The sequence below is a fragment of the Kosakonia sp. 1610 genome, from assembly GCF_050435845.1.
Lineage (GTDB): Bacteria > Pseudomonadota > Gammaproteobacteria > Enterobacterales > Enterobacteriaceae > Kosakonia > Kosakonia cowanii.
Genome location: NZ_JBNDKZ010000001.1, coordinates 1601911 through 1617311 on the forward strand (window position 1 = coordinate 1601911; position 15401 = coordinate 1617311).

At 56.5% G+C, this 15401-nt stretch carries 18 protein-coding genes; 10 read left to right on the plus strand and 8 right to left on the minus strand.

Annotated elements, in window-relative coordinates; all coding sequences use genetic code 11:
• Positions 1-40 precede the first annotated feature (40 nt).
• Complete coding sequence (locus tag ABIC80_RS07745) at positions 41-1522, plus strand: PLP-dependent aminotransferase family protein (RefSeq protein WP_429176351.1); 1482 nt, start codon at positions 41-43, stop codon at positions 1520-1522.
• A gap of 2 nt (positions 1523-1524) precedes the next feature.
• On the opposite strand, the gene ABIC80_RS07750 is transcribed toward ABIC80_RS07745, so the two are convergent.
• A complete protein-coding gene (locus ABIC80_RS07750) occupies positions 1525-2730 on the minus strand; it encodes an MFS transporter (RefSeq protein ID WP_429176353.1) in 1206 nt (401 codons plus the stop codon).
• A gap of 131 nt (positions 2731-2861) precedes the next feature.
• Between ABIC80_RS07750 and ABIC80_RS07755 the strand changes: the two genes are divergently transcribed.
• Positions 2862-3323 (plus strand): winged helix-turn-helix transcriptional regulator, encoded by a 462-nt coding sequence (locus ABIC80_RS07755; protein WP_263752495.1) that lies wholly within the window; start codon positions 2862-2864, stop codon positions 3321-3323.
• A gap of 43 nt (positions 3324-3366) precedes the next feature.
• Here the strand turns inward: ABIC80_RS07755 and ABIC80_RS07760 are convergent, their stop codons facing one another.
• A complete protein-coding gene (locus ABIC80_RS07760) occupies positions 3367-4608 on the minus strand; it encodes an MFS transporter (RefSeq protein ID WP_429176508.1) in 1242 nt (413 codons plus the stop codon).
• Between the two features lie 61 nt (positions 4609-4669).
• Here ABIC80_RS07760 and ABIC80_RS07765 point away from each other — a divergent pair, with 61 nt between their 5' ends.
• Complete coding sequence (locus ABIC80_RS07765) at positions 4670-5662, plus strand: AraC family transcriptional regulator (protein WP_429176355.1); 993 nt, start codon at positions 4670-4672, stop codon at positions 5660-5662.
• 48 nt (positions 5663-5710) lie between these two features.
• On the opposite strand, the gene ABIC80_RS07770 is transcribed toward ABIC80_RS07765, so the two are convergent.
• Positions 5711-6607: a LysR family transcriptional regulator gene (locus ABIC80_RS07770; RefSeq protein ID WP_429176510.1), complete on the minus strand. Its 897-nt coding sequence runs from the start codon at positions 6605-6607 to the stop codon at positions 5711-5713.
• 100 nt (positions 6608-6707) lie between these two features.
• Between ABIC80_RS07770 and ABIC80_RS07775 the strand changes: the two genes are divergently transcribed.
• Both ABIC80_RS07775 and ABIC80_RS07780 read left to right on the plus strand, forming a co-directional pair.
• Positions 6708-7538, plus strand: a complete 831-nt coding sequence (locus ABIC80_RS07775; RefSeq protein ID WP_305205926.1) for an SDR family oxidoreductase — start codon at positions 6708-6710, stop codon at positions 7536-7538.
• Between the two features lie 89 nt (positions 7539-7627).
• A complete protein-coding gene (locus ABIC80_RS07780) occupies positions 7628-8113 on the plus strand; it encodes a cupin domain-containing protein (RefSeq protein ID WP_312277175.1) in 486 nt (161 codons plus the stop codon).
• Positions 8114-8268: 155 nt separating this feature from the next.
• Here the strand turns inward: ABIC80_RS07780 and ABIC80_RS07785 are convergent, their stop codons facing one another.
• Positions 8269-8523, minus strand: coding sequence for a MafI family immunity protein (locus tag ABIC80_RS07785; protein WP_429176358.1), 255 nt, complete (start codon positions 8521-8523; stop codon positions 8269-8271).
• Between the two features lie 152 nt (positions 8524-8675).
• On the minus strand, positions 8676-9158 hold the full coding sequence (locus ABIC80_RS07790) for a glutathione peroxidase (protein ID WP_429176361.1): 483 nt from the start codon (positions 9156-9158) through the stop codon (positions 8676-8678).
• Between the two features lie 236 nt (positions 9159-9394).
• Here ABIC80_RS07790 and ABIC80_RS07795 point away from each other — a divergent pair, with 236 nt between their 5' ends.
• The 4 genes from ABIC80_RS07795 to ABIC80_RS07810 are packed head-to-tail and all read left to right on the plus strand — an operon-like array spanning position 9395 to position 11852.
• On the plus strand, positions 9395-9973 hold the full coding sequence (locus ABIC80_RS07795; protein WP_429176364.1) for a cytochrome b: 579 nt from the start codon (positions 9395-9397) through the stop codon (positions 9971-9973).
• A gap of 31 nt (positions 9974-10004) precedes the next feature.
• Positions 10005-10520, plus strand: a complete 516-nt coding sequence (locus tag ABIC80_RS07800; protein WP_429176513.1) for a tetratricopeptide repeat protein — start codon at positions 10005-10007, stop codon at positions 10518-10520.
• A 22-nt stretch (positions 10521-10542) separates the two neighbouring features.
• Entirely contained in the window at positions 10543-11058 is a 516-nt protein-coding gene (locus ABIC80_RS07805; RefSeq protein WP_429176516.1) for a sigma-70 family RNA polymerase sigma factor, read from the plus strand.
• Positions 11055-11852, plus strand: a complete 798-nt coding sequence (locus tag ABIC80_RS07810) for an anti-sigma factor family protein (protein WP_429176365.1) — start codon at positions 11055-11057, stop codon at positions 11850-11852. Before ABIC80_RS07805 ends, ABIC80_RS07810 begins: the two co-directional genes overlap by 4 nt.
• A gap of 14 nt (positions 11853-11866) precedes the next feature.
• Here ABIC80_RS07810 and ABIC80_RS07815 read toward each other — a convergent pair whose 3' ends face one another.
• Both ABIC80_RS07815 and ABIC80_RS07820 read right to left on the minus strand, forming a co-directional pair.
• Positions 11867-12436: a YceI family protein gene (locus tag ABIC80_RS07815; protein ID WP_263752510.1), complete on the minus strand. Its 570-nt coding sequence runs from the start codon at positions 12434-12436 to the stop codon at positions 11867-11869.
• Positions 12437-12518: 82 nt separating this feature from the next.
• On the minus strand, positions 12519-13256 hold the full coding sequence (locus tag ABIC80_RS07820) for an SDR family oxidoreductase (RefSeq protein ID WP_429176368.1): 738 nt from the start codon (positions 13254-13256) through the stop codon (positions 12519-12521).
• Positions 13257-13620: 364 nt separating this feature from the next.
• On the opposite strand from ABIC80_RS07820, the gene ABIC80_RS07825 reads away from it, so the two are divergent.
• The gene (locus ABIC80_RS07825; protein WP_429176371.1) at positions 13621-14172 is read left to right on the plus strand and encodes a cysteine hydrolase family protein; all 552 of its coding nucleotides are present in this window, start codon (positions 13621-13623) and stop codon (positions 14170-14172) included.
• 36 nt (positions 14173-14208) lie between these two features.
• On the opposite strand, the gene ABIC80_RS07830 is transcribed toward ABIC80_RS07825, so the two are convergent.
• On the minus strand, positions 14209-15387 hold the full coding sequence (locus ABIC80_RS07830; protein WP_429176519.1) for an MFS transporter: 1179 nt from the start codon (positions 15385-15387) through the stop codon (positions 14209-14211).
• Positions 15388-15401 lie beyond the last annotated feature (14 nt).

The window sequence follows — 15401 nt, forward strand, 5'->3', positions numbered from 1 at the left end:
TTAGACTGGCGGTTAAGATGCGTCATGGCGGGGAGAGCCGATGTTTAAGCATGCACAACTTGAAACGGTAAAAGCGTGGATGATCGATCCTGCCAACGGATCATTGCCGCTGCATGAGAGGATCCAGCGGGCGATACGCACGCTTATCCTCGACGGGATCTTGTCTGAGGGGAAAGCGCTTCCCGCCTCCCGCACGCTGGCAACATCGCTTACGGTCTCGCGGGATACCATTGAAGCCGCCTATAGTCGCCTGCATGCGGAGGGGTTTATTGAACGACACACCGGAAAAGGGAGCTTCGTCTCGCCCCGTACCCGGCTGTTGAAATCGCATGCCCGGCAGCGCCGTTCAAGTGCTGGAGCGCGCAAACCCGCGCTCAGCGCCCGGGGAGAGATTATCTATGAAAGCGGAGGGGTGCGTGAGTTTTCCCGGCCTCGCCCACTGGCACCGGGTATTCCTGAAACGCGTTTGTTCCCGATCCATACCTGGGAGCGCCTGCAACGCCAGGTGCTGAAAGAGTATCGTCACCAGGCTCTCGATCAAAGCCCGCCTCAGGGTATGGAACGGTTACGACGGGCGATCGCTGAGTATGTCAACCTGGAGCGTGGCGCGCACGCTACGGCAGATCGCATCATCATTGTCACCAGTTCCCAGCAGGCGCTGGCGCTCTGCGCCAACGTGCTGATGGATAACAACGATGGCGTGGTGATTGAAGATCCCGCCTATCAAGGGGCGCATAAAGCGTTCAAAGCCGCTGGGCTAAAGACCCTGCCGGTTGCACTCGATGAGAACGGCCTGTCGATTGAGCAACTTAACGCGCTGAGCGAACCGGCAAGGGCGATCTATCTTACTCCGTCTCATCAGTACCCTAGCGGCGCCACGCTCTCTCTCGATCGGCGGCTGGCGGTTATCGACTGGGCAAACCGACACCAGGCGTGGATCATTGAGGATGATTATGACAGTGAGTTTCACTATGAGGGCAAGCCAATGGCCTGCGTCCAGGGGCTGGATGGATCTGACCGGACGATCTATATCGGCACCTTCACAAAGTCACTGTTTCCTGGCCTGCGCATTGCCTACATGATTGTTCCCGATGAGCTGGTAGAGCCGCTGACGGTAGCGCGCACATTAATGGATGGTCATACCGCCTCCATTCCCCAGCTGACGCTGGCTAAATTTATCGAGGGCGGCCATTTTGGCGCTTATGTGCGGATGATGCGCGGCGTCTATGTTGCGCGGCGTGACAAACTGGCCAGCCTGATAGCGCAGCACCTCGCTGATTTCGTCACCTGGGCTACGCCAGCGGGTGGCATGCAGATGCCCTGCCACCTCAAATCGGGGATCGCAGAAGCTGAAATTGCCCTCGCCGCCCGCCGCGCGGATGTCGATATGCTCGGGCTGACCGCGTTATATGCAGGCCAACCTGCCTCAACAGGATTTCTGATGGGCTTTGCCGCCTACAACGAGCGGGAAATTGAGTCCGCCGTGTTGAAACTTGCGGTGATTTTTCGCGCGCGCGGATGAAACTATCTCTTTACGCACCAGAGCAGAAATGCGCAGGCGCTGACGCCCGCTCCGGCGATACAGACCGCGCTCCAGCCAAAGTGAGCGTAGAGTTGGGTGGCAACAATTGCGCCCGTTGCACTGCCCGTCGAGTAAAAACACATGTACGCACCCACCATTCGGCTTGCAGCCTCTGGCCTGGCGGCGATGAGTGTGCTCTGGTTGATGACGTGCACCGTCTGCACGGCGAAGTCCAGCATCAGGATGCCAACAACCAGCCACAGCAGAGAAGATTCGGTACATGCGATGGGCCACCACGAGAGCGTCAGCATGACCAGCGCGGCACCGCAGACGCTGCGCCCCCAGCCTCTGTCGGCCCAGGCACCCGCCTTCGCCGCGGCCAGTGCACCGGCCACCCCTGCCAGGCCAAACAAGCCTGTCTCCGTATGGGATAACGACAGCGCAGTGAGCGGCAACACCATTGCGCTCCACAATATGCTGAACGCAGTGAAGATAAGCAGCGCGAACGCACCGCTTCTTCTCAACTGCGGCTCGGTGATAAAGAGCCTGAAAACCGAGAGCAGCAGAGAGAGATAAGGCGCGGTGCGCCTCTCAACAGATGGCGCAGGCGCCGCTTTCGCCACCACGCAGGCCATCAGCACTATCAGGCAGGCTGAGGTCAGGTAAACCGCCCGCCAGCCGGCAAGATCCGCCAGGCTGCCGGCGACAACGCGGGAGAGCAGAATGCCCAACACAATGCCGCTGGTCACCGTGCCAACAATCTTTCCGCGTTGCTCCGGTGCCGCCAGGATGGCGGCCCAGGCCACTACCAGCTGCACCACCACCGCCAGCAGGCCAATAAAGAACAGCGCACACAGCAGAGTGACAAAATTGGGCGCAAACCCCGCCACCAGCAGTGCCGTAGCCGAGAGCGACAGCAGCGTGATGGTGAGGGTTTTTCGGTTAATCCCATCCCCGAGCGGCACAAGAAAAATCAACCCGAGCGCATAACCCGCCTGGGTGGCTGTTACCACGCTGCCAATCACTCCCTGGGGAATATTGAGCGTCAGCGCAATGGATTCCAGTAAAGGCTGTGACGCGTAAACATTTGCCACCGACAGCGCGCTTATCAGCGAGAACAAAAAGACAATGCCCGGTTTCAGCACCAGAGCAGCGCCAGATCCTGCATCCTGCGTAATACCCGCCTCTACACTCAACTTATTCCTCATCGCGCCTGCCTATTCTGGTTGCTTTTTAAAACCACAGGAGCGACAGAGATAGCATTGACGGTTTTCTTTTGCAACCAGTTTGCGAGGGACTTATACTCATCTCCCTCAAAAGAGAAGCCGGGAGTGCAGAAATGGCGAAACAGGAATCCCTCAGAACCAGTGAATGCCCCGTGGCCCGAACCCTCGAGTCGATTGGTGAGCGCTGGTGTTTGATGATTATCCGGGAAGCGTTTGACGATGTGCGCAGGTTCAGTGAGTTTCAAAAAAATTTGGGGCTGGCAAAAAACATTCTCGCCGCTCGCCTCAAACTGTTAGTTGAGCACGGCATCTTTGAGATCTGTCCGGCATCCGATGGCAGCGCCTACAGTGAATATGTGCTGACCGACAAAGGCCGCGCAGTGTTTCCGATTGTGGTGGCGATGCGGCAATGGGGTGAGCGCTACCTCTTTGCCGAGGGAGAGGTGCACTCTGTGCTGGTGGATAACACCAGCGGTCAGCCTCTGCAGCCGTTACGTGTCTGTTCCGCAGAGGGGAACAAAGTGGAGCCGGCGGATTGTCACCGCCAGCGGGTGACGTCAGGTGGCAAAGCGTAGTCGTCGATTTAGCTGGCCTGGCGGGCCAGCTAAAGAGAGATCGTTATTCAAATGAGGTTGCAGGGGTATTCGCCCGCGCGCTGTTTGCCTGCACAAGACGTACTTTTGTGGCAATAACAAGCGCAGCAAGGAACATGACGCCACCTGCGACAACAAAGACACCGGTTATGCCGCTCAAGCCAAAGATGACGCCTCCCAGCGCCGCCCCGATGGCGATTGAGGATTGTACGGCGGCGACCACCATGCCGCCGGCCGTTTCCGCCTGATCCGGAACAGCGCGTGCTACCCAGTTGGACCATGCCACCGGAATACCGCCGAATGCCAGCCCCCATATCGCAACCAGCAGCATCAGCCCGGTTTCCTCAAGTGGAAAGATGATCATGCTTAATGCGGCTGCGCCGACAATGGCTGGCATCACCACCAGAGTGAGGCGAAGGCTACGCTCGATTAGCCAACCGGAGAGCAGCGTGCCGATAAAATTGGCGACGCCAAAGCCCAGCAGAATCAACGACAAGCGATCGACATCCAGCGGCACAACACTCTCCAGCGCCGGGCGGATGTAGGTAAACAGCGCATACTGGCCGGTATGCGCCAGTACACATCCCATCATGCCTGTCGCAATGCCTGGCCTGCGGAGTAAGTCTGCCACTGAGGCCGTTTTCAACATGCTGCGCGGCGGCATCGCGGGGAGCGTAAAGAGCTGGACGATCAGCGTCAGCGCCCCTACTGCTGTTGCTGCGATAAAGGCACTGCGCCAACCGTACATTCCCCCCAGATAGCTGCCCAGCGGTATCGAAACCACTGTCCCGACAGCAATACCGCTGAAAATGATGGCAAGCGCGCGCGGTACCCGGTTTTCAGGCACGAGGCGCATGGCGACGGCTGCTGCCATACTCCAGAACCCGCCGAGCGCGATCCCGAGCAGGATGCGCATCGCTAAAACAATCATCAGGCTTGAAGAGAGCGCAACCAGCAGGTTAGAGGCAATCATCAGTACCGTGAAACCAAGCAGAACAATTCGTCGATCGAGGCTGCGGGTTAGCCGGGGAACGGCCAGCCCGGCGAACATCGCGACCACTGCCGTTACCGTGACCGCCTGACCCGCCATGGATTCGGTGACACCCAGATCGTAGGCCATCGGCGTCAGTAAGCTGGCAGGAAGGTATTCTGCTGTCAGCAGACCAAACACGCCCATTGCCAGTGAAAACACCGCCAGCCATGCCGATCCTGATCCTTCACCCTCATTAACCTTTGCGCATCGTGCTTCAGTTACATCATTTCTCATCACAATCTCTTCCTGGGTTAAATTTCCACCCAAAGTCTAGAGTTCAACGTCTGGACGATCTATGATGCTGCGTCCTGCATTTTTACCCGAAACGCCTGATTTGAACACAGAAGCACATTTTGCCCTCTCATCCGACTTGATCAGTGAACTGCTGATGGGTTTACGCCTGCGCGGCGTTCAGTACCGTCGTGTGCAGACCGGGCCGGAATTTGGCGTCGGTTTCGACACCAAACCGGGCCACGCCTATTTCCATTACGTTGCGGTGGGTGACGTCCTTTTACGCCTCAGGGATGGCACACTGCATGCGCTCAAAGCCGGAAGCGCGGTATTTATGCCCCAGGGCGCGAGCCATCAACTGCTCTCCAGCGCAACGAGTACTTTTCAGCACATTGATGAACTGGGTGCCGCGCCTATCGGCGAATCCGTGCATGGGATCGACACCTGCCCCAGTACACTGCCGACGCCAAGCACGGTGCTTTTTTATGGCTGTATGGAGTTTGATCTCGGCGCGATGCAGGCGCTGGGTAAACTGATGCCTGAAGCCATGGTGGTTGACGCCGGGGAGCAGCGTTATCCGGGGCTGGTGCCCATCATGAATGCGATGAAAAGTGAAATTTGCTCCGGGCGTATTGGCTTCGCCGGTATTCTCGCCCGGCTTGCCGAGGTGGCCGCGTCCATGATCGTGCGCGGATGGATCGAGTCCGGGGGAGAAAACGCCTCTGGTCTTATGGCTGCCTTGCGCGATCCCCGCCTGGCGCGCGCCATTCTGGCGCTCCACCGCGATCCAGGCCGGGTGTGGAGCGTTGCCGAACTGGCAAGCCAGGCGAATGTTTCTCGCTCTGTTTTTGCCGATCGTTTTAAGTCCACCATTGGTGTCTCCCCTTTACGCTATGCCACGGAGTTACGTATGCGCCTGGCAAGCCACTGGATCAGCAATGAGAAACTCGCCATCGAGACCGTCGCCCAGCGTCTGGGTTATGCCTCGCAGGCCGCCTTCAGCCGTGCGTTCAAACGCATCAATGGATGCCCTCCCGGCGTGCTGCGACAACGTTGAGCGAAAGATGTGTGTGGCTGGGTGGCGGTTTGTTCACCCGGGACAGGCTCAGCCACGCTGCATCGCTTTGATCCTGTCGACAAAAAGCCTCAATGCGACGGGCATATGGCGATGTTGCGGAAAGTAGAGGGCGATCCCTGCTGACGCCACAGCCCAGTCATCAAGCAGCGTCACCAGTTGCCGATCGCCAAGATGTCGGCGGGTGTATCGCTCCGGTACATAGGCAATGCCCAGACCGGCGACGGCGGCTTCGACCATTAACGCGCTGTTATTCAGCGTCAGGCTACCCGGCACATCCAGCGCGAACTGCGTTTCTCCCTGCTGATACTCCCAGTGATAGCGTTTTCCGCCAGGCAAACGCTGGCGCAAACAGCGGTGTTGCATCAGGTCTTGCGGATGCGCAATTGTTGGCCGTCCTGCCAGATAAGCGGGCGAGGCCACCGTTACAAAGCGCAGCGGCCCGCTGAGAGGAATGGCGATCATATCGCCCGGCACATCTTCAACCAGACGAATGCCGGCATCAAACCCCTGCTCGACGATGTCGACCAGTTGCCCCTGCGCCACCAGATCAATTTCAATGCCGGGCTTTTGCTGGATAAAGTCCGGCAACACCGTTTCCAGCAGCAGGCCGATCGCCGTATCGCTGGCGCTGATACGCAACGTGCCATAAGGCTGCTGCGCGCTGGCGCTCACATCATTTAGCAACTCATCCATTTCAGCCAGCAGCGGCGACAGGCGCGCCATCAGCATTTCACCAGCATCGGTGAGCGCAACGCTGCGGGTGGTGCGCAGAAAGAGCTGCACGCCAAGCGACGTCTCCAGCCCTTTGATCGTGTGACTCAGTGACGAGCGTTTCAGCCCGAGCAGATCGGCCGCGCGGCTAAAGCTCCGCTGCTCGGCAACGGTTTTCACCGCTAACAGTTCATTCCAGGAGGGACGCTTCATTGTTGAATATTCCACACCAGCTCATTCCAGTTCAGGGCGATTATGGCATCAATCATTCGTTTTATGATTGTTTCCACTTTATCAAACGGAGATAAGCATAATGAAAACCTGGCTAATAACCGGCGCATCCAGCGGCCTGGGTCGCCTGATGTGTGAAGCGCTGCTGGCACGCGGCGATCGGGTGGTTGCAAGTATGCGCAAGAAAGCTGTGCTGGATGAGATGGCGGCGAAGTATGGCGACCTTTTGCAGGTCATCGTGCTCGATCTGAGCCAGTCGGCAACGATAAAACCGACCATTGAGGCGGCGTTTTCGCAAGCGGGACGCATCGATGTGGTAGTCAGCAATGCCGCCTACGGCCTGTTTGGTGCCGCCGAGGAGCTGAGCGATGCCCAGATTGAGCGGCAAATCGCCACCAATCTTACCGGCTCCATTCAGTTGATCCGCGCGGCGATCCCATTGTTGAGAGAACAAGGCGGCGGGCGCATTGTGCAGGTTTCGTCAGAAGGGGGGCAGATCGCCTATCCTGATTTCAGTCTCTATCATGCGACGAAGTGGGGAGTTGAAGGCTTTGTCGAAGCGGTTCGTCAGGAAGTTGCGGCCTTCGGCATTGACTTCTTACTGGTCGAGCCGGGCCCGACGGCGACGCAATTCGGTGCGGGTCTGGATATTGCCGATGCCCTGCCCGCCTACCGCGATACGCCAGCGGGGAGACTGCGTGCGGCTTTGCTTGCGGGCGAGTTCGCCATCAAAGGCGATGCGCAGAAGTGCGTGGCGGCAATGATTGCAGCGGCGGACGCTGCCAGCCCCCCGCTTCGCCTGCCGCTCGGCAGCACGGCTTATGAGAATATCAACGCCGCGCTGGAAACCCGTCTTGAAGCGTTGCAGGAGATGAAAGCGGTAGCGTATAGCGCCGATCGTGAGCAGAAGTAAGCGGATAAGGTGAAAATAGTAACGGATCGCGTAATGTATCAGTGTCATTAAAAAACTGAGCTGGACTCAGGTAACTATGGAGTGACCTAATGAGCGAAACATTCACCATAAAAAACTTCAATAAAGTAAATGACGTACGTTTTGAGCGGGAGCCTCTCTATGCCTCAGAGGGCGGTTCGCTCACCTCCGGCACGCTGGCCCAAAAGCTCGGCGCCTCTGTGGATACGCTTCCGCCGGGGAAAAGATCGACGCCCTTCCATTTCCATCATGTTCAGGAGGAGATGTTTATCATTCTGAAGGGGAACGGCACGCTGAGGATCGCCGAACGGATGATTGCCATCGAAGAGGGAGACGTTATCACTATTCCGCCCGGGAAAGCGTGGCCGCATCAGATTATCAACACCTCCTCCCTGCCGCTGATGTATATGTCTGTCAGCACCATGGAGTTCCCCGAAGTGTGCGAATACCCGGATTCGGATAAATATTTAGTGAAATCCACCAATCAGAAAGATGATGGTTTCAGGGTGCTCGACTTCAGGGGCAAAGGCGTCGATTATTGGGAAGGCGAACCGTGATGTAGGGAATGTAGCGTATCGGATTGGCAGGAGTGATGCCCGCTTTGCGCTACCAGCCGGCATGCTCCTGGCGCTGAAGGTCTGCTATGAGCGAGGAGCGGACAGTGCTAATAACATTCCGTGAGAATCAGCGGGGTAAAGGTCAAATCGACTCATTATACAATTAAGCCAGCTAAGTGCTTGTAGGGTCCATCCAGTACATCTAACCCCATATGTTTAGCTAATGCTATGGCTTCATCATATTCAGTTTGGCTAAGCTGTACATCATACTCACAAATATGTTCGCATAAGATTTCAAAGGCTAATGGTTCTTCGTTAAAGTTTATATAATCCAAAGCACCTTCAAGTAGAAAGGGCTCTAATCTGCCTTCAAATGCCTTTCCAAACGCCTTGATTTGATTAGCAAACATTTTTTAAAAATCCTCAACTGACCTGCTCACCATAAATTTACATATATCAATGTCTGCTCCAAGCACATAGCGAACACTTGTCTTACCCCTTGCCTGCCTCCCCTACCTGTGCCCCAGCACACTAAAATAACGCCTTCGATTAAGCGCTGAACTCAGCTTTCAAGCGCAGCAACGATCGCAGTTTCCATTTTCTCCGGCTTGGTAAACGGCGCAAAGCGCTTGATCGGTTTGCCGTCGCGGCCGATCAGGAACTTGGTGAAGTTCCACTTAATTCGCTCCCCCAGTACGCCGGGTAGCGCCTTTTTAAGGTAACGAAACAGCGGATGCGCGGCGGCGCCGTTGACTTCAATTTTCTCAAACATCGGAAAGCTCACACCGTAGTTAATGTGGCAGGTCTGCGCGATGTCGTCCGCGCTGCCGGGTTCCTGTTTACCAAACTGGTTACAGGGAAAACCGAGCACCACCAGCCCCTGGGCGGCATATTTCTGATAGAGCGTTTCGAGACCAGCGTATTGTGGCGTGAAGCCGCAATGGCTGGCGGTATTGACGACCAGCACCACCTTCCCCGCGTAGTCGGTCATCGGAACAGGCTCGCCGCTAAGGCTGGTGGCGGTATGTTGATGAAAATTGCTCATATGAGGTCCTCGTAGCAGAACAGGTCGACATTACCGCTCAGCGCGTGTCTGGGGAGACATGTTGGCAAAGTTGGCGCTAAAGAACAACAAACCGCACCGCTTCGCGGTTTTGCGGCGTGATAGCCGCCTCTTTTTAGTGCCGCTTGCCGGGGTAAAAAGCGAAAAACATTTTTTTATCGAATAGATCCCCATGGTGTGACGTTTACCCATCATCAACAGACTGATGGAATCGCTTTATGACCGCAACAACACCGGCGCTGACACGACAGCGCTACGATAGTTTTACCCTGATACTGCACTGGATCACCGCAGCCAGCGTCATTTTCCTCTTTGCCAGCGCACATATCTGGGAGCTGATGGAGCGCGGGACGCCGCTGCGAAAAGGGTTGCAGGCCGTACATATCTCCTGCGGCATCCTGCTGGCGTTGGTGATGGTTGTCCGCCCGCTCTGGCGACTGTTCAGCCAGCGCTCCCGCCAGTTCTCGATGCCGCCGCTTGAAGGTTCCGCTCTGGCGAAAGGGCTCGCGCATGGCATGCACGGCGCGCTCTATCTGCTTCTTTTTACGCAAATCGTGCTGGGGTTTCTTTTCCGCTGGTCGCAGCATGAGCCTTTTCAGTTCTTTGGTCTGTTCGACCTGACAGGCTGGGTGGAAATTACCCCCACCCTGCGACATACCCTTGCTGGGTGGCACGACACGGTAGCCTGGGCGCTGATCTCACTGGCACTTTTACATGCGCTCGCCGCGCTTTTCCATCACTACCTGTTACGGGACGGCGTGCTGCGTCGTATGCTGCCCGGCCGTGCGTTTCGTTAACCTGGAGTCCACCATGAAATTACCCACCGCCATGATTCAACGTCTGCTGCCTGTGGCCTTTGTTCTGTTAAGCGCGCCGGTTTTTGCCGCCGGCGACGATAGCAGCAACAGCAAAACGCCGGATTGCCCAACCGGGCAGGTGTACGACAGTTCGACAAAGCAGTGCGTGCCCGAAAAAACAGGCCAACTCAGTGATGAAGATAAAACCCGTTACGCCTATCATCTGGCAAAAAAAGGGGAGTATCAGGCTGCGCTGAATCTGCTCAACACGCTGAAAAATGGCGATACGGCTGAAGCGTGGAATTATCGCGGCTACGCCACGCGCAAACTGGGGCGTACGGATGAGGGTATCGGCTATTATCAGCGCGCTGTCGCCCTCGATCCAACATATGCCAAAGTGCGGGAATATCTGGGTGAAGCGTGGCTTATCAAAGGGCGTCCTGACCTGGCGCAAGCACAATTGAAAACCATCGCCACACTCTGCGGGCAGAGTTGCGAGGAGTATCGGGATCTCGAAGCGGCAATTAACAGCCATGCTGGATCCTGAGTAAAGGTATGAGGATAAAAAAATCACTACCAGTGACGTCCGCCAGCATCTTGCTGAACATCTGACACGCCTGTGGCGCTATGGGCTGGTGCTGTCGCGCAATCGTGAGGTTGCCGAAGAGCTGGTGCAGTCTACCTGTGTGCGCGCGCTGGAAAAAAGCGCGCAGTTCACCCCCGGCACGCGCATCGACAGCTGGTTATTCACCATCCTGCACTCCATCTGGATTTCAGATGTGCGTGCCCGCCGGGTACGTCTCGGGCAGGGCTTCGTCGAAAGTGATGAACTGCTGGCGCCGGAGACCCATGAGCAGGATGAAGCTCGTCTGCACTATGGAAAAATTATGCAGCACGTCAGCGACCTGCCGGAAGCACAGCGCAACGCGGTCTTTTTGGTCTATGTCGAAGGTTTTACCTATCAGGAAGCGGCAGATACCTTGTCTGTGCCGATTGGCACCATCATGAGTCGGCTGGCGACGGCGAGGGCGAAACTCGCTCAGCTTATGCACGCCCCGCGACCTGTACAGGAGAAGCGAGAGTGAAATCCATCAGATTTACAGCGCCCTATAGCGATGAGGCTATCGTCGCCTGGCTGGATGGCGAAATGGAGGCAAGCGACGCCCGACGTTTCGAGGCCGCGCTGGCTCAAGATGCACAGCTCGCCGCACGCACTGACGCGTTAAGGCTCAACCAGCAAGAGATTGCCAGCGCTTTTGCGCCACTGCTTAATGAGGCACCGCAGTCACGCATGGAAGCACAACTCGCCACCCTGCTCGCCCGGCCAGCGGCAACTGAACCGAAGGCCAATGGCGTCAGCCGGCGGGCGCTGATCGCCGCCTCGCTCAGTTTTCTGGTGATCGGCTCCGGGCTGGGCTATCTGGCACGTCCTGCAACAAAGACGTTGGGAGAGAGCGAAAAGATTCGTGACCTTGAGGCGCAATATATGTCGCTCTACAGCGCAGAGACGCTGCTTGATGCAGACAGCTCGCCCACGGCATTACAGCGCGGGCTGGCACGCACGGCACAGGACATCGGTTTACGGGCGAATGCGCACCAGCTTGAACTGCACGGAGCAGAGCTGAAAATGGTGCGCATCCTGCGTTACGACACCACCTCCATTGCGCAGATCGCCTGGATGCATGCCGATTATGGCCCAATGGCGCTCTGCATTTCGCCGGACAGCCAGCCCGTGCGCACGGAGCTGAATCACGAGCAGCGCCACCAGATGAACCTTGTCTGGTGGCATGCAGACGGTTACCAGTTTGTGTTGATTGGCCGCAACCCCACCTCCCAGTTGAAGCAAAACGCGCTCACCCTGCAGGCAGCGCTTGCATAGCCAAAGGCTTGCACTCAGACGGCCCGGTGCAGGCGGGCCTGAATCGCAATATTGATGGTGACGTGGTCATCAACCAGCGCCGCGAAACTGGCCATATTGAACGCCGAGCGTGAAATGGTGGTTGATGCATGCAGGGAAATGTTCTCTGGCCCGCTGGTTTTATCATTCAGCAAGGCATCCAGAATGACCGGGCGCGCAATGTTCTTCACCGCCAGAGTGCCCAGGATCCGATAGTGGCCCTGCCCGAGCGCCACCACCCGGCTACTGGTGAATATGATGTTCGGGTAGCGTTCAGCGTCAAAAAAGAGGCTACTTTTCATCTGCCAGGTTAACAGCGGGTTAGAGGCATTGAGCGTCGCTACCGGGATGGAGACATGAACAGTGTCATCTCTGTCGTTGCCAGCATTAAGCGCAATATCCCCGGTGACATTTCCCAGCCTGGCCTGTGACATATCGCCAAATGCCTGCCAGGAGAGGGTAATGGTGGTCTCCTGCGAATTAATACGGTAGTCAGCCGGGCTGGCAAATAACGAAGAGGAACAGAACAGAAATCCGAGAGCGATGGCAGGCACGATACGCGTCATGTTGATAATCCCTGGGGTGTTTAGCGTGTAAACGTGCCAACCCGGTTTTTTATTCGACTCCCTTTTGCTGAATCTGAAAGTGCTACGGTTGCAGCGCTTCGCGGGTTGGGCCCTGGAAGTAAATCTGGCCGATATGGCAGCTCCGCGGCTGCGTCAGCACAAAACGCATCGTCTCCCAGACCGAACGCCCATTCAGCAGACGCTCGCCCATTTTCGCCTGGCTCCCGGCAAGCGGGTCTAATCCTGTCACTTCGAAATCGGGTGGATAGAGCCCGGTAACCCGTATATTTTCTTCGCTAAGTTGCTGAGACAGTTTCGTGATAAACCCGCTAAGCCCATGTTTGCTGGCGAAAAACGCCGGGTGGGCAATGGAGTCCGTAAAGTTCGGGATACCGCATGAAGAGATGATGGCGACGATATCCGCGCTCTCTGATCGCCGAAGCCCCGGCAGCAACGCCTGCGTCAGCAGAATCGACCCTGTCACGCCAGAGTTGATGGTCGTGATAATGTCTGCCGCAGGCTGCTCGTCTAAGATGCCTGACAACCACTGCGCAGCATTGAGGATTAAAATATCGATTGGCTTATCTGACGCTAACAGCCGATCGGCAAAGTGAGAGAGGGATTCAGGCTGGGCTAAATCACACAGATACCCTCTTGCGATCCCGCCCTCCGCGGTAATGATGCCGCAGGTTTTCTCAATATCCTCAGCCCGCCGCGCGGAAAAATCGACCTCAACGCCCTCTCGCGCCAGCCATACGCAGAGCGCCTGGCCAAACCCCCTGCCCCCGCCGGTAATAACCGCTCTTTTACCTTTCAGCATCTTCGTCTCCTCTTTTTTCTTTGTGAAGGGAGATATACATGAGGAGGCGAGGTGGCATCTTCCCGTTCGTGCCATTTTTAAATGGGCGTTGTTCAGATTAGAGATTGAAAACGTTATTTGCCTGGTGTTATAAGCGAAGAGGCGCTTCTGTCATCTTTCTCTTTCCTGTTTTAATCGTTAACGCATCACTAAAGGCCAGAAAATGATTATGTCAGTTCACTCAATCACGACCACCACCACCACCGGGCCTTGCGGCGGTGTGGAGTTATCTGTGACTGAGTTCTGACAAACAGATCCTCGCCCCCGCCAAACCGGACGGGGAAAACGATCTCTCCGTTCATAACATGCTGAATGGAGACACATCATGATTTCATCTGACAAGGCACTTTTGGTTATCGATATGCAGCAGGGGCTTTTCCGTGGCCCTGTTGCCCCACACTCCGCAGATAATGTGCTGGAAAATATTTGCCTGCTGATTGCTAAAGCGAGACAGGATCGGGTGCCGATCTTTTTTGCCCGCCACACCGGACCAGATGACTCGCCCTTCTCAGAGCAGAGCCCGCTAACACAACTGATAGCGGAAATGGATGTTGATGCCGGGCGGGATATTATCTTTGTTAAAAAGTATCCCAGCTGTTTTCGGGATACGACCCTGCTGCATCACCTCGAGCAGGCAGGCGTAAAACAGCTGGTTATTGCCGGCATGAAAACAGAGTTTTGTGTCGATACGACCTGCAGGGCAGCGCCGGAGCGGGGCTTTAAAACCGTGCTGATTTCAGATGCGCACACCACCATGGATAGCGAATGCTTGTCAGCAAGTGACATCATCAGTCACCACAATGCCACGCTCAGCGGGCCGTTCGTAACGCTTTCGACCACCGCTGAATGGCATTTTGGCTCTGACAAAAGCGCCTGAAAGATAATGCCCCCCTGATTCTGGGGGGCGCTACAGTCATCTTCGGGCAGAGATACAACCCGGCATCATGGTTAATAGCAGAGCAGCAATCGCTAATGCGCAGGCAAGCCACAGAGGCGCGGTAAGCGTTAACGCATCAACAAGCTCCCCGCCAACCCATGCCCCTGTCGCAATGCCAATATTAAAGATGCCGACATAAAGGGCTGCGGCTATCTCAACGGCGTCGGGAGCGGCTTTCATCATCCAGGTCATCAGCCCGACGGAGAGCCCACCGTATGCCAGCCCCCAGAAAATCAAAATCGCCCCGCCGCCCATGATCGTCTGCCCTGCGCTCAGAAAAAGCAGCGGCGTTACGGCCAGTGCCGTTGCCACCACCATCAGCGTGCGCGTGGTATTGCGGGCAGCGCCGATCCCCACAAGGAAATTACCTACAATACCCGCGATACCGTAGGCGAAGAGGATCGCCCAAATCCACTGGGTATGGAATCCGGATACGGAGATCAACAGCGGGCGTACGAAGGTAAAAGCCGCAAAATGGCTGGTTACCAGCAACAGTGTCAGGAGCAAACCTGCCACTAATGTGCGGTTGGTAAGTTGCGCAATGAACTGGCCGACCTTCGCGGAGGCAGCAACAGGCAACGGCGGGATAACAGCAAGATGCAGCGCCAGGACCAGCGTGCTAAAAAGCGCCATGCAGCCAAAAGCCCAACGCCATCCGATCGCATCGCCAATGAACGCCCCCAGCGGTACGCCGAGTACCGATGCGGCCGCAACACCGCCAAATATAATGGATGTCGCCAGGCCAACCGATTTCTCCGGCACCAGGCGCGCCGCCAGACCGCCAGCGATAGCCCAGATTCCCCCCATGCATAAGCCAACAAGGGCGCGCGCCATCAGCATCATGGCCAGGCTGGATGCCAACGCCGAGGCCAAATTAGCTATTATCAGCAGCACCAGCAGGCCACACAGTATCAAACGCCGATCGATCCCCCCCGATGCAATAACTACGAAGGGTGCGAATAACGCGGCAAGCAGTGCTGGCAGAGAGATCACCAGCCCCGCACTGCCTGTGGTGACAGAGAGCGTCGCGGCGATGGAAGTCAGCAACCCGACCGGCAGCATTTCCGTCGTCACTACAGAGAATGTTGCCAGACCAACCGCGAGGACCGGCGTCCATAAACCGCGAACCTGCGTCGCGCCAGAGAAAGTACTCATCATGCAGTTCCTTA

What these genes read in the sequence shown, in the direction of transcription:
- ABIC80_RS07745 (WP_429176351.1), top strand. Translation starts at nt 41, where the DNA reads ATGTTTAAGCATGCACAACTTGAAACGGTAAAAGCGTGGATGATCGAT.
- ABIC80_RS07750 (WP_429176353.1), bottom strand. Translation starts at nt 2,730, where the DNA reads ATGAGGAATAAGTTGAGTGTAGAGGCGGGTATTACGCAGGATGCAGGA.
- ABIC80_RS07755 (WP_263752495.1), top strand. Translation starts at nt 2,862, where the DNA reads ATGGCGAAACAGGAATCCCTCAGAACCAGTGAATGCCCCGTGGCCCGA.
- ABIC80_RS07760 (WP_429176508.1), bottom strand. Translation starts at nt 4,608, where the DNA reads ATGAGAAATGATGTAACTGAAGCACGATGCGCAAAGGTTAATGAGGGT.
- ABIC80_RS07765 (WP_429176355.1), top strand. Translation starts at nt 4,670, where the DNA reads ATGATGCTGCGTCCTGCATTTTTACCCGAAACGCCTGATTTGAACACA.
- ABIC80_RS07770 (WP_429176510.1), bottom strand. Translation starts at nt 6,607, where the DNA reads ATGAAGCGTCCCTCCTGGAATGAACTGTTAGCGGTGAAAACCGTTGCC.
- ABIC80_RS07775 (WP_305205926.1), top strand. Translation starts at nt 6,708, where the DNA reads ATGAAAACCTGGCTAATAACCGGCGCATCCAGCGGCCTGGGTCGCCTG.
- ABIC80_RS07780 (WP_312277175.1), top strand. Translation starts at nt 7,628, where the DNA reads ATGAGCGAAACATTCACCATAAAAAACTTCAATAAAGTAAATGACGTA.
- ABIC80_RS07785 (WP_429176358.1), bottom strand. Translation starts at nt 8,523, where the DNA reads ATGTTTGCTAATCAAATCAAGGCGTTTGGAAAGGCATTTGAAGGCAGA.
- ABIC80_RS07790 (WP_429176361.1), bottom strand. Translation starts at nt 9,158, where the DNA reads ATGAGCAATTTTCATCAACATACCGCCACCAGCCTTAGCGGCGAGCCT.
- ABIC80_RS07795 (WP_429176364.1), top strand. Translation starts at nt 9,395, where the DNA reads ATGACCGCAACAACACCGGCGCTGACACGACAGCGCTACGATAGTTTT.
- ABIC80_RS07800 (WP_429176513.1), top strand. Translation starts at nt 10,005, where the DNA reads ATGATTCAACGTCTGCTGCCTGTGGCCTTTGTTCTGTTAAGCGCGCCG.
- ABIC80_RS07815 (WP_263752510.1), bottom strand. Translation starts at nt 12,436, where the DNA reads ATGACGCGTATCGTGCCTGCCATCGCTCTCGGATTTCTGTTCTGTTCC.
- ABIC80_RS07820 (WP_429176368.1), bottom strand. Translation starts at nt 13,256, where the DNA reads ATGCTGAAAGGTAAAAGAGCGGTTATTACCGGCGGGGGCAGGGGGTTT.
- ABIC80_RS07825 (WP_429176371.1), top strand. Translation starts at nt 13,621, where the DNA reads ATGATTTCATCTGACAAGGCACTTTTGGTTATCGATATGCAGCAGGGG.
- ABIC80_RS07830 (WP_429176519.1), bottom strand. Translation starts at nt 15,387, where the DNA reads ATGAGTACTTTCTCTGGCGCGACGCAGGTTCGCGGTTTATGGACGCCG.